The sequence below is a fragment of the Cellulomonas sp. CW35 genome, from assembly GCF_052378485.1.
Classification (GTDB): domain Bacteria; phylum Actinomycetota; class Actinomycetes; order Actinomycetales; family Cellulomonadaceae; genus Cellulomonas; species Cellulomonas uda.
Genome location: NZ_CP199000.1, coordinates 3,436,022 through 3,449,266 on the forward strand (window position 1 = coordinate 3,436,022; position 13,245 = coordinate 3,449,266).

A 13,245-nucleotide genomic window follows, 5' to 3' on the forward strand; every position below is an offset into this window, starting at 1 on the left:
GGGTGAACAGCCGCATCAGGACCTGCCCGATGTCAGATGGCGCGGCTACGTTGCGCGCATCGCCGTCAGTCGGAGGTCGAGCAGGATGCCGAAGCGAAACCGTCACCGCGAGTTCGCGCGTGCCTATCCGGCCGGTGCGTCCGCGGCCCAGGGCACCACCACGGCGAGTGCTCCCGTGCACGTGCAGCCGCCGTCGAGCGTGCAGCGCGTCCGCACACCGGCCGAGGCGGAGCAGCTCGCATCGCGCTTGCTCAACGGTGCGCCGTGGCCGATCGCCGTCGTTTCGATCCCCTCCGGCGCCCAAGAGCCGTTCATCGACGCCGACGAGCTCAAGCATGAGGTCGGCGATCTGGGCGAGGTCGTGCTGATGCCGACCGATGAGACGTCGCGTGCGTTCTCGCGCGCCATGCCCGACATGACCCAGGTCTACGGCGGTGCCGGCCGCGTGTACCGCGTGGACCGGACCTGGATGTCGGACCCGTACCGCAGTCCGCTGCGGTTCGCGTACTCGCGCGGTGACTCGACCCGCGTGGTCGACGCCCTCGCTCGCGATCTCGCCGCCTTTGCCCTCGAGGCGGGCCTGACGAACGCCTCGTCGCCCGTTGCGTCGCAGGCTCACGCGGCAGGCACCGTGAAAGCGACCGTCGCGGGTTCGCGAGCGATGTTGGTGCTGGACGACGACTCGTACGCGACCATCTGGGCCGAGCTCACCGTCCCCGATGTGCCGATCGATCACGTCGTCACGCCAGGTCAGCGAGTGCACGGCGTACTGGACGTCGCGACCCGTCGGCTTGATGTCCGCGACTCCCTGCGACCCGCAGCCCAAGCCCTCGCTGAATACGCACCGGGCATGACCGTCGTGGCCCGAGTCGAGGCCGTCGCGAGCGACACGGCGACCCTCGCCGTCTACCCAGGGGTCACGACAGCCCTCGAACACGGCCGAATCACAGACAACCCGCTCGATGACATCCGCGACCTCCTCTCGCCGGGCGAGGTCGTCATCGCGCGCCTCGAGTCGCTCGACCTCAGCCGAGCACCGAGTTGCGAGCTTCGCCTGGACACGGTTGACGATGACGACGAGCCGGTTGCGGCTCCCGCGCTGCTTGCCGGCGGCCCGCCGTGGCTGGTCCTGACGTTGCCAAAGACAGACCCGGAGCCGGCCCCGCCCCCCGTCGTCCCAGCGGTTCTCGAACCCGTCGCTGCCTTCGCGCCTGCCACGACGACACCCGTCGCTCGCGCAACGCCGCTGGACGCGGGGCGCCGGACACCGGCGGTGGCGAACCCGGCGCACCTGGACGAGATCCGCGAGCTGCGACGCACGCACCAGTGGCTCGAGTCGGAGAACGCTCGACTTCGGCGGGACCGGGACAACCTACGAACGCGGCTGCGCACGTCCGGTAGCCAACGCCGCAAGGCCGAGCGTGCGGCGCGGGGCCCCGGCGACGACCTCGACCTTGCCGACCTGTTCAGCGACCCCGTCGAGCAGTTCCGCTTCGAGGTCCACCTGGAATGGGCACGCCGGATTCCTGCGGGACAGAAGGCAGAACTGCCGCTGCGCGACTACGACATCGGATCCTCGTTCCTGCCGTCTCTCGAGCAGCTGCAGGGGGTGGAGCGCGCCAAGGTCGTCTCCGTCGTCGTCGAAGTCGTGACGGGCCTTGCCGCTGGCCTCGACTCCCGCGAACTGCACCCACTGCGTACCGACCGGTCCGGTGGCTCGCCGACGGTGCGCCGACCAGGCGGCGCCACCTGCATGCGTGTGGCCCTCCAGCGCAACTCCCCGGCCGCCCGTCGCATGCACTTCTGGCAGCTCGGCGACCACGTCGAGCTGTCGAGAGTCACTCAGCACGACGACATGACCCCGTAGGCACCGCTCACGACCCACCGGCCGCGAGCCAGCGTGTCTGGGGCTCGCGGCGACGAGCGGAGACGCACCCCCTCTCCGCGACACCCAGTCCGAGGCGATGTGACCTGTCGTCTGTGTTCTTCGACGCGTTGACGTGCGCGGGAGGCGGACGCGATCGGCGGCAGCGGGGTGGATCTCGAGCCCGGACCTTGACCAGCGGTCGCGCGTCGATACCATAAATCTACGATTTCCCCCCGCCAAAGGAGACACCATGGGGCGCACGCCCGGCGCGAAGAACCGGACCCCACGCGAGCTCAGGGCAGAAGCGAAGCGCCTCACGGAGAAGGCCAGCTACATGGAGAAGCTCGCGAAGCTGAAGGCGAAGGACAAGAAGAAGTAGGTCGGGGCGAGGCCTCTCAACGACAACGCCAGCGGATTGGGTGGCGTCGGCGAGGTCGGTACCGGTGGCCCCGACGAACGACTCCGCAGGGGTCAGGTCCGTGAGGTGGGTAGACGACTCGGTTGAGATGCCTCAGATTCCGTTGGTCCATTCGTGGTCCGGCTTGTTGCCTACGACGAAGTGCTCATCGCCGCAAATCGCACATGTGTCGTCATCCGAGCTGAAGTGCCCGTGGGGATCGATCTCATCAGCGTCGGCTTCTTCGCCGCAGACGGAGCAGGCCTCGCTCGCCATTCTTCTCCTTTGAAGACCGCTCGACACGCTTCGGCCGAGCTCCTTGTTTCCAGCGTACCGAGCGATACGGCCGAGCTCGGGGCCTTGGGGCGTGATGCATGGGGCGTACGCCGTCGGAGAGATCCCCGGTCCCCGAGGCCGTCAGCGCAACCACATTCGCCCTCGGCCCCGTGCAGCACAAGGCGATGCGCCGCCTGGGCTCTACAGGTGAACCGTCCGGCCCCTTAGCACCCGATACCTGCGCCCAGGACGACGACGCGGCAGGCGGCTCAATCCTCGGCAATGAGAGCGAGGGTCGCGTCGCGGAGACGGACATCGTCGTCTCGAAGGCCCGCCAGAACCTCATCGAGCCCGACACTCGTCTGAGCGATGCGATCGATCACGTCCTGGCCGGCCTGGCGGGTCACGAACACCTTGGAGAAGTCAGGGTCGACCAGCGGCCGCGGGACCCGCGAGTTCTCGACGACCACGGTGGGCCCGAACTCGAGAAACACCGCAGGCCCGCCGTCGGCCCGCCTGAGGGCGACGGACCATTCCCACTGGCCGACGAACCGGGTCTCGACCTTCTCGACGCGACCGTTCGAGAGCCCGTCGTTGACCTGCCCTTTCAGGCTCCGTTCTGCGAAGAACTTGAGTGCCCGCTTCGTGTCGGCGAGCGTCCGACGTCCATCTTCGAACTGGCGCCTGGCGTGCTGAGCGGGAAGCTCCACGAACTCCTGGGCCGCGATGTCCTGCGGCCGGTGGCCGTAGCGGGCCGACTCGCCCGTCTCGCACATGGTCTTGATGAACGCGATCCGATCCTCGTCGCTCACAGCACCGGGACCCTCCATGAAGCGTTGCGACATCTGGTCGAGGAAGAACTTTGCTGCGGGTGCGTGCGCCTCCGGGCGGCATCACCCTCGACGTGCGTCGCCAATCGATCCAGCAGCTCGGCGTAGGTGACGACGACTGCGTTCTCCCACCCGTCCGTCTGAAGGTGCCTCTCGCGCCGGGCGCACAGCAGCACGACGATGCTCCGTTTGCCGCCCGTCGCGCCGTAGGCGAGGTACCGGTAGTAGCCGTGGCCATGACCGTCGGACGACTCGAAGTTCTCCACGACGATGCTCGCGCTCGCGTTGGTGAGGACGATGTCGGCGATGTCCTTGCCCGGGTCGTCGTGTGCCGAGGTGTCGACTTCCTGCAGGACCCGGTAGCCCACGGGTGGGACCTGGTCTCCTTCGGCAAGGCCACGGTTCACCTGCTCGATGAAGAGCCGCTGGAACGAGTCGCCGAAGCCGTGCGTGGCCTCCGGGCGCAGCAGCCAGGCGAACACGTTGGACAGCTGCTTCTCGTGCGTGCCGTGATGCATCACCCGGAACACGTTGAACTGCTCGGCCAGGCTCCTCGACAGCGACGGCACCAACGCCGTGACCAGATGGTCGAGCGTGCTCGAATCCATCGGCATGTCCCGAGCCTACCGACGGCCCCACCCTGGCCGGGTGGGGCCGCCTCGGTCTCGGAAAAGGTGGATGCCCGGAGTCGCAGACCGATCACCTCGCGAGCACATGGGGGGCGAGAACATGACCCGTGGGCGACTAAGTGGACCGCCTCGATCGGCCGATATGTATGTCGTGTCGACGGAGACCTCTCAGGACCGCTTAGAAGTGCTCGCGAGCATCTGGGCCGGGAACGCCCGCGCGACCTCGAACGAGTTCTTCGAACTCTACAAGGACGACCCCGACGCGGCACGGCTCGCCGGGTACGAGGTCGAGGCCCTGCGCACCGCGGCGGCAAAGGTCGCGCGCACAGGCTACGGCATCCCGCTGGCGACGCGGCTGCCGCTTGCGCAGTGGGCGCGGCGGCTCGAGCTCGACATGGAGGACAAGCGGGTGTCAGTCCGCACCTCGCGAGAGGTGGAGCGGATGATCAACGTCGGGCGAACGGCGCCGCCGGTCGTCTCGGGGTTCCCGGCGAGCGTTGTCTCCGAGGCGGTCAGGCGTCTCACCGAGCGCAACGCTGACCTGTCCAAGCTCGCCCATCGGTCGCCACGGCCCGCACGATGGCGGCAGGCGCCGTCGGCCAAGCTTCTGTGGGCTCCCGTGATCGCAGCCGACGAGGCCGAGGTCGCGATCGTCGCAATCCTGTCCGCGACGCGCGGCGAGTGGTTGTTCTCGCTGTCGAGCAAGAGTCGGATGTACACACACTCCCGGCACGGCTGGGCGAAGAACGAAGAAGACCGCACCTACGTCGCGGGCCTGTCCGACATCATCGACACCGTGGGCGGCGTCATCGAGTCCCATCGCGGCGGAGGTGGTCGCGTCTACCTGACACGGCACGTCGTCCAGTGCGCGGAGTGCAGACTCGTCATCGCCTCGATCGAAGAGCCGTACACCACCGGACCCAAGGCCGTCGGACGCTGCTCCGCGAGCCGCCGACGCTGAGTTCTGGGTTGGAGTGACTCCAGTGCGCAAGGCTCGTCAACGGCTCGCACGCGGGCTTCGCGGCGGGCTCGGCGCGACGGCAGAACCCCACATGGCCGCACGCGACCCACTCGCGCCTTCCACCGGCGTCCGCACTGTCGGTGCCCTCTGCGAGCATCAGCCCGTGGTCGACATCACCAGCGGTTTCGCTCGCATCCAGCGGCAAGCGCTCGACTCGGCGGTGCCTGTGGCCGACACGCTCAGGCTCTGCATCGCGCTCGGCGGACAGCTTGGCTCTCCCCAGCTGATCGAGTGGGCGAAGTGCGAGCTCAACGGCTACGCCGAGCTCGTCGAGGTTCCGCAGTACCGAAGGGTTCATGCCCCGGTCTTCATCGACTACGTCAATGGCCACCACAAGGTCACCGGCCAGGTCCTACCCCGCGGAGTCCTCGACGACGAGATCCACGACTCTGTCGGGTCTCTCGCGATGCACCACCCGCTGCACGAGATCGCGAAGCTCGCCGCAGAACACCGCGGCGACGACGCTGTTCACATGCTGCCGCCGGGCGAGGGCCACCTCCGCCAGCTCATCGACTTCGGAGCGAGGAAGAGCAATCCGTACTTCTCGGTGATCTCGGTGTACGTGAGCGTCAACGGTGCCGTTCTAGACGCGATAGTCGATCAGGTGCGCACGAAGCTCGTCGAGATGGTTGCCGTCTTCGATGCCGAGTCTTCCGCGAGAGGTGCAAGCCTGGAGTCCGCCGCGGAGCGCGCCGTCAGCGTGGTGGCGCCGGGCGCCACCATCCATTTCGTCAACGCACCGGGAGGCACGGCTGTCTCTGGGAGCGACCGCGCCATCGTTACCGCGAACTCGGCCGCTGGCGAGCTCGTCGCAGCGACCGCCGGAGGGGACGTGAGCTCGCTGACGACGACCGCGCCCAACCACCCCGCCCGGTTCTGGGAGACGGCTTGGTGGACCGTCGGGAAAGTGATTGTCGGAGCGATCAGCCTGATGCTCGTCGCCGCCACCGCGTGGTTCGCGTACCTGGCGGTCCAGTAGACCGGCCGAGAACGAGAGTGATGAGGAAGCCGTGACACCCACGACGCGCCCGGATCAGGAACCGTCCGAGCTCGGCGAGAGCACCATGACGAGTGTCGTCGCCACGCTCACCCGTGACGAGCTGCAAGCGATCCGCGACAACGTCGCCGCGGGGCGCCTGGACCAGCAGCTGAAGTCGCTCGACGAACGCGGCACCGGGCAGAAGCTCGTGCGTGACCAGTACTCCGGGCGGTACCCGTTTGAGCTCCTGCAGAACGCCGCCGACGCCGCAGCAGAGGCCGCCGAAGCGCGCGGAGAACGCACCGAACCGCAGGGGCGCGTCCGGTTCGAGCTCACGAAACTGTCGCTGCTCGTCGCCGACAACGGTGCCGGGTTCGGGCCGGAGCAGATCAAGTCCATCTGCTCGCTCGGTCGCTCTACGAAGAGCCCGACGAAGTCCGTCGGCTACAAGGGCCTCGGGTTCAAGTCGGTCGGCGAGATCACCGACAGCCCCCAGATCATCACCGCCGGCGTCCGGTTCGGGTTCGACGACGCACGCGTCGCCCGGATGGTCGAGGACGCCCTTGGTCGCGCACTGCCGGACGGTCAACACCTGCCGACGTACGCGTTCCCGTTTGAACTCGACGACGCCGACCTTGGTACGGACGCTGTCGTTGTCGCGACCCTGCTCGCTGACGGGTACACCAGCGTCCTTCGGCTGCCGCTCCGCGAGGACGTCGCACGCGACACCGTCGAGGAGCAGCTTCTCGACAACGTCCACGCGCAGCTGCTGCTGTTCCTGGGCTCCCTGCGTGAGCTCGTCCTGGCTGGCACGTCCGCCGACTTCAAGGCCTTCGTCGTCCGGGTCCCACAGGGCGACGCCGACCAGGTGCTGCTCGACGTCGACGACATCACGAGCGAGTGGCTGGTGTACACACGCCATCTGCCGGTCGGGAACGACCTGGTCTCCCCGATGGGGGAGGCATGGAAGAAGGTCGAGACCGTCACGGCCGCCGCGGCGTTCCCGGTCGGTTCGGACAACCGGCCGCTAACCGTCGGTACGCACCCCCTGCACGTGTACTTCCCGACCGACGAGCTGACAGCGCAGCCGTTCGTCGTGCACGCCGACTGGGCACTGCACCTGGACCGCCGTCAGCTGTCGACGACGCCGCAGTCCGCCGCGTACAACGCCTTCTTGACCGACGCCGCCGCCGACCTGGTCGCCGCCGCGGCCACCGACCTCGCGGCACGCTTCGGCGATCCGACCATCCCCTCCGCCGTCCTCGCACCGCGGGGCACGCCGACGGGAGCTGGTGCCGCGTTCCAGCGTCGCTTGCTCGAGGTCTTGCCCGAGCTCGCGTTTGTGGCCACGGTCAGCGGGGAGCTCGTCACGCCCCGCGAGGTGCAGCTGCTCGACTACCGCTGCCCCGACGTGCACGCGTTTCACGAGCTCGCGGACGTCACTGGTGCACCGCACCTGGCGGCCCCGGACGTCGAAGCCGACAGCGCAGTGCGCAAGCTCGTGTTCGGCTTGCGGCAGACGGTGGCACCGCTGGGCCTGCGAGCGTCGCTGGAACTGCTGGCGCTACCCGGGGACGACACCACCGCCTACTACCAGCACCTGCTCGAGTGGGACCGCAAGGTCGGACGCACCGAGTTCGCGAGGGTGCTCGCCACCCTGGCGTGCGTTCGCACCCAGGACGGGCAGGTCTTCACACCGCGCTCACGGGTGTTCTTCGCACGCACCCGCGGCGAGGACATCCCCATCGAGCTGCCACTGCCGATCGCGGTCCTGCCCGACGACATCGAGGGCTTGGCGGGACTGCTCGAGGACGCCGGCGTCGGCCGATTCGAGTGGCGCGACATCATCACGGACTACGTCGCCCCGCTGCTGTCCGACCCGGACACCGACGACGACACCCGGCGCCGCGCGCTGGACGCCCTACGGGCATACCTGCGGATGCGGCGCAGCAGCACCGGTGACCGGGAGGTGCGCGACGCGGTCGCGGGCGTCCTGGTCCCCGCCCGGGATGCCGACGGCCGGCGCCACGAGATGGTCCCCGCCGGCGACGTGTACTTCACCGCGGACTGGACCGGGCAGGCACGGCTCGAGGGCATCTACGGCCCGTTCGGCGAGGTTGAGTTCCTCGACGTGCCACCGCCCGCCGACCCGCAGGCGCAGGACCTGGACCGCGAGCTGTGGGAGTTCTGCGGGGTCGCGGCCAGCCCGCGCGTCATGACCGCCGAAGCCGCCAACCAGCGCCACTACATCACCTACAAGATGGGATGGAAGTCGCACCCTGACCAGGGCGCCGCCCTGTGGTGGGCCTGGTGGGCGGACGGCGCCGTCGAGCACGCCAAGATGTGCCGCGCAAACCATCCCCAGTCTCAGCAGCTGCGGACGTCGCACACCCTGGACCGGTTCGACGAGCTCGTCGGGGCGGGCAACCCGAGAAGGCTGCAGATGCTCTGGGCGGCGCTCGCAGCCGACTGGACCGACGTGTACGAGCCGGCTTCGACGGCGAGGTTCCGGTGCGTGCACGGTAACCACCTGGGCGACGAGCGCCGCGCTCCGTCGCTGCTGCGGTACTCGCTGGAGCACCATGCGTGGCTGCCGGTGGGCCGCGGGAGCAGCGCCAAGCTGGTCACTCCCGCCGAAGCGTGGCGGGTGAACCGCAGCACGCCGGCGCACATCAAGGCGCGGGTTCCGGCGCTGCCCGACGCGATGACGCTCGGTTTCGCGAACCGGGTCCTGATGCTCGCGCTGGGCGTCGTGGACGCATCCAACCTGGAACCCGAGGACCTTTACGGCCTGCTGCGCGCGCTGGCGGACGAGGCCGGGGACGAGCCCGTGACCGACGAGCAGGTCAAGGCGGCCCGGTGGGCAATGCGGACCTTGAACGACGCCCTACAGCCCGGCCGGCACCTCGCACCGGACGACCCGGTGCCGCTGCTGGCGAAGAGCGCAGGCCAGTACGTCTTCGCGAGTGACCCGGTCGTGGTCCACGACCCCTTGCTGCAGGAGGCGTGGGGTGAACGCCGCCCGGTGCTCGACGCCGACGAGGACTGCAAGGCGCTGGTGAAGGTGCTCGGACTGACCGAGCTCAAGCCGCCGCTCGTGCGAGTCATCCCGCACGAAATCGGGCATCGCGCCGATCTTGTCGACCAGGTCCAGGCGCACGTGGACCGTGCCGCAGCGTTCATGCTCGCGCTGCTGCGCAAAGTGCGTCCATCAGCGGAAGAGGCGTTCGTGGCGCGCATCAAGCGAGTGGACGTGCGCCCCTGCAACGAGTTGATCCTCCAGTACACGTTCGGCGAGGAGTCCGTCGAGCTGCCTTCCGCCGTCGCGCACATCGCGGCCCGGCGCGAGCTGGTGCATGCCGCCGGTGGCCCGCCGACACGGCCCATCTTCGGCACCGCATACCTCGAGGTCAGCCCGACGGGGGCACTGCCGTGGTTCGTATTCGGACCGCAGCTGGCGACGCACGTCGACACGGACAACTACGGAGACCAGTTCGGGCAGATCCTGTCGTACGACGACGCCACCCGGTACGAGTTCCTGATGTCCAAGCAGATCACCCCGGACGACGTAGGTGCCGCCGCGGCAACTCTTGGCCGCGCCGACGCCCTGCTGGACGACCTCATCGACCCCGGCATCACCGACGACGAGGACCTCGACGACGAGACCGGATCCGATCAGGCCGGTTCCGACGACGGCGACGGCCCGGACGCCCCTGATAGCACCCCGCAGGAGCCCGACGCTGGCGGTCAGGACGACGGGGACGAGCACGTCGCAGCTCCGGGCGGCTCCGGTGCGGCACCGACCGGCACGGGCGGTGGTGCCGGCCGCGGGCCCGTGACGAGCGGTGCACCCGCCGACAGGGGGACACCCACAGGCGGCCCGAGCGGAACCTCCGGCACGACCCCTCCTGCTCCGCCGACACCTCCCAGCGCGCCGGCCCTTCCGCCGCTCCCCGAGATCGACATGGAGCACGTCGAGATCGTCGACGCGCATCCCGGCCACGTGGTCAGAGCGCCAGGAGCCACCACTACCCCGACGAGCACGGGCCCGGGCGGCGGTGGCTACGGCGGAGCATGGACCCCCGAGCCGCCGGTCTCCGAGACCCGCAAGCGCGAGAACGGACGCCGCGGGGAGCAGGTGGTGTACCTCGCAGAACGCCGCCGCGTCGAAGCACTCGGCATGGACCCCGACGAGGTCGTGGTGTGGCGTTCGGACGCCGAGCAGTTTGCTCCATACGACATCGCGTCCGTCGACGACCACGGCGTCAGCATCTTCATCGAGGTGAAGTCGACCGAGGGCGTCGACCCGCACGCCCCGTTCGACATCTCCCCCGGTGAGCTCAACGAGGCGATCCGATTCGGGGAGAAGTTCCGGATCTTCCGCGTCACGGCGGTCCGCACCGCGGCCCCGGTCATCACCCGTTACACCGACCCCGTCGCGCTCGTGCGCTCCGGCACAGCGACCCTAGACGTGGCCAAGGCGCGGATGCGGTTCGGGCGTGACGACGACCCCGATCCGGCTACCGGGTCGAGGTCGTCAGCGAGCAGCTAGCGGTGGGCTTTCGTCGGGTTTGCCAAACGCGGCCAACCGGCTCAAGGCGCGGATAGAACGCACGCGGAAAGCGATTCGGGCTCCCCGCAACGGTCAGGGCGCTGGGAACCGCGAACTAGCCGTCGCAGTACTACACGAGACAACAATGGCGCATGGGCATCTTCGACTCCGTCTCACGTGCGCTCGGCGGCCTCCGTCCCCTGTCCGACGAGGAACTGGAGGAACAGCGCGAGGCGCTCCGACAGCGCTACGTGTCCTGCAGGGATGTCGGGGAGGCATCAAATCTCTTCGATGAGTTGCACCGGTACGACGCTGAGATGACGCGCCGCGCGAACGAGGTCTACCAGCGCGAGAGCCCGAACCCACCAGAGCCCAGGCACCGGAGCACGGCTGGTACTTGCCGAACGACGACTAGAGCACGGTGCGTCCAACGACACCTGTGCACCGCGATGCCAATGCGGAGAGTCCAACGCCGCGGACGCCTTGCGGGGCAGCTCGATCGGCACCGTCACGTCCCGGCCGGGCCTCCACCGACGACAGCCGCATTCGAAGACCGCTGGGGTGTCAGCTAAGGGCGCACTGCCGCTTTCCCTTCCGGCGTTCGCTGCCGGTCCCGAGAGCATGCAGCCCCGCTGCAGGCACGACGGGTCCTCACAAGGAGGATCGAGGGGTGACCCGGGCTCCGGCATCAACGCTCGCGTCCGTCGAGGCAGGCGCGGTTCTCGGCGACCTCGCCACCCGACCCCCCGGTCGCGGACAACATGCCCGCTCTCATCGCCGCGGTCCTGCCCGCCGACACCTGACGAGGACCACGACATTCAAGGGCTTCGCAACGGCGTCGTCGGGCTCACCGTGACGCACCGCTTCGGCGCGGAGCTGCCGGCGCTCGCGGCCGCGATCAGAGCCGGTGATGGTGACCGGACCGTCGAGCTGCTGCGCGCGGGCGGGCGGCGGTGTCCTTCGTCGAGACGGTCGGTAAACACCCCGGCCCGACGGACCTCGAGGCGCTGCGTGCGGACATCGAGACGACTGCTGCCCAGCTCGCCGCCGCCGCGCGGGCCGCCGAGCCAGAAGCCGCCCTCCACGGTTGGCCCGGCCGCTCTCAGAGCGCGCGTACGAGCGGCGCTCGCCTTGCCGGGTCGCTCTCGGTTGATGTGCGCGACGCGCTCAGCCAACCACCTCGCCGTCGCGTCGGTGATCCGCGGGACCCGCCTTCGGGAAGCCGCCTTGTGACGTGGTCGGTGCTTTCGGATGCGCGAGCTCGCGACTCTCCGGCCTCGCGACCGGACTGTCGGTTCGACCGAGCCGGAGCCCCGGTCTCCCGTGTCGGTGGCCTCTGTCATGGTCGCCTCAGATCGAGTGGACGAAGGCAAGGAGAAGCATGCGGGTCCGTATTCACCGCGGGAGCCGGGAGGTCGGCGGCTCGTGTGTCGAGGTCGTGGCCGAGGGTTCGCGCCTCGTGCTTGACGCCGGTCGGCCCTTGTGGGCGCGGCACGACGAGCACGTGCCGCTGCCGGCCGTGCCGGGCCTCGAGGACGGCGACGACCCGTCGCTCCTGGGTGTGGTGGTGTCCCACCCGCACCTGGACCACTACGGGCTGCTCGACCAGGTCCACCCGTCGGTTCCCGTCTACGCGGGCGCTGCCGCGTCGTCCATTGTCGGGGCGGCGCGCTGGTTCTCCCCGCGTGGTCCGGCACTTCGCACCGCGGGCCACCTGCGTGACGGCGAGTCGTTGCAGCTTGGCCCGTTCCGCATCACGCCGTACCTCGTGGACCACAGCGCGTTCGACTCGTACGCGTTGGTCGTCGAGCACGGGGACAGTCGTCTGATGTACACCGGCGACCTACGCGGGCACGGCCGCAAGTCGCGGCTGTTCGAGCGGATGATCGCCCAGCCGCCCGCAGGCGTCACGACCTTGCTGATGGAGGGCACCCAGGTGCGCCCTGCCTCCGAGGTGACGCCGCCGCTGCACCTCGGTGGCTCGGAGTCGGACGTCGAGGAGGCGATGGCTGCCACGTTCCGCGCGACGCCAGGGCTCGCCGTCGTGGCCGGCTCGCCGCAGAACGTGGACCGGCTCGTGACCACCTATCGGGCAGCCCGCCGCGCCGGTCGCACGCTCTTGGTCGACCTGTACGGCGTCGCGGTGGCGAGGGCGACCGGTCGATCGACGATCCCGCAGCCCGGCTTTCCCGCCTTCGGGGTGTGGGTGCCGCGACGTCAGCGGGTCCTGGTCAAGGAGCGCGCGGAGTTCGAGCGCATCGCTGAGGTCCGGTCGATCCGGGTGTTCCCCGAGGGGCTGGCTGAGCGGCCCGGCGGCTACGTCGTGTTCACCAGCAGCTCCTCGGTCGCCGAGCTGGTGCACTGCTCGGCTCTGACCCGGCACGGCGTCGTGGTCTGGTCCATGTGGTCGGGCTACCTGCAGGAACCGTCAGGCGTCCGGCTCCGTGACCTCCTCGCGGGAGCAGGCGTGCCGATGGTCGAGCACCACACGTCTGGGCACGCCTCGGTCACCGACCTGAAGCGACTGGTCGACGCGGTCAAGCCCGGCCGCGTCGTGCCGATCCACACGGACGCGGCCGACGCGTTCGGCGAGTACTTCCCGCGCGCGAACGTCCACGAGGACGGGGAATGGTGGGCCGCATGAGTACCGCAACACTCGGCGCCACCGTCCGCTCCGAATGGTTGGACCAGCCT

The 13,245-nt window shown here is 69.3% G+C and carries 9 protein-coding genes; 6 read left to right on the forward strand and 3 right to left on the reverse strand.

Features of this window, described 5'->3' with window-relative positions; genetic code table 11:
* Positions 1–85 precede the first annotated feature (85 nt).
* Positions 86–1,867 (forward strand): hypothetical protein, encoded by a 1,782-nt coding sequence (locus tag ACT17Q_RS15675; RefSeq protein WP_444663601.1) that lies wholly within the window; start codon positions 86–88, stop codon positions 1,865–1,867.
* Between the two features lie 250 nt (positions 1,868–2,117).
* Positions 2,118–2,246, forward strand: coding sequence for a hypothetical protein (locus tag ACT17Q_RS15680; RefSeq protein ID WP_313554941.1), 129 nt, complete (start codon positions 2,118–2,120; stop codon positions 2,244–2,246).
* A 132-nt stretch (positions 2,247–2,378) separates the two neighbouring features.
* Here the strand turns inward: ACT17Q_RS15680 and ACT17Q_RS15685 are convergent, their stop codons facing one another.
* The 3 genes from ACT17Q_RS15685 to ACT17Q_RS15695 all read right to left on the reverse strand — a co-directional run bounded on the left by ACT17Q_RS15685 (position 2,379) and on the right by ACT17Q_RS15695 (position 3,984).
* Positions 2,379–2,540 (reverse strand): hypothetical protein, encoded by a 162-nt coding sequence (locus tag ACT17Q_RS15685; protein WP_313554940.1) that lies wholly within the window; start codon positions 2,538–2,540, stop codon positions 2,379–2,381.
* A gap of 269 nt (positions 2,541–2,809) precedes the next feature.
* A complete protein-coding gene (locus ACT17Q_RS15690; RefSeq protein WP_444663604.1) occupies positions 2,810–3,352 on the reverse strand; it encodes a hypothetical protein in 543 nt (180 codons plus the stop codon).
* Complete coding sequence (locus ACT17Q_RS15695; protein WP_444663605.1) at positions 3,349–3,984, reverse strand: PD-(D/E)XK nuclease family protein; 636 nt, start codon at positions 3,982–3,984, stop codon at positions 3,349–3,351. The genes ACT17Q_RS15690 and ACT17Q_RS15695 overlap by 4 nt, the downstream gene beginning before the upstream one ends.
* 166 nt (positions 3,985–4,150) lie before the next feature.
* Between ACT17Q_RS15695 and ACT17Q_RS15700 the strand changes: the two genes are divergently transcribed.
* From ACT17Q_RS15700 to ACT17Q_RS15715, 4 genes are all read left to right on the forward strand, one after another.
* A complete protein-coding gene (locus tag ACT17Q_RS15700; protein ID WP_444663607.1) occupies positions 4,151–4,960 on the forward strand; it encodes a hypothetical protein in 810 nt (269 codons plus the stop codon).
* A 163-nt stretch (positions 4,961–5,123) separates the two neighbouring features.
* On the forward strand, positions 5,124–5,999 hold the full coding sequence (locus ACT17Q_RS15705) for an AbiTii domain-containing protein (RefSeq protein WP_444663609.1): 876 nt from the start codon (positions 5,124–5,126) through the stop codon (positions 5,997–5,999).
* Positions 6,000–6,084: 85 nt separating this feature from the next.
* Positions 6,085–10,551 (forward strand): sacsin N-terminal ATP-binding-like domain-containing protein, encoded by a 4,467-nt coding sequence (locus tag ACT17Q_RS15710; protein WP_444663611.1) that lies wholly within the window; start codon positions 6,085–6,087, stop codon positions 10,549–10,551.
* A gap of 1,459 nt (positions 10,552–12,010) precedes the next feature.
* Positions 12,011–13,195, forward strand: a complete 1,185-nt coding sequence (locus ACT17Q_RS15715; protein WP_444663613.1) for an MBL fold metallo-hydrolase — start codon at positions 12,011–12,013, stop codon at positions 13,193–13,195.
* Positions 13,196–13,245 lie beyond the last annotated feature (50 nt).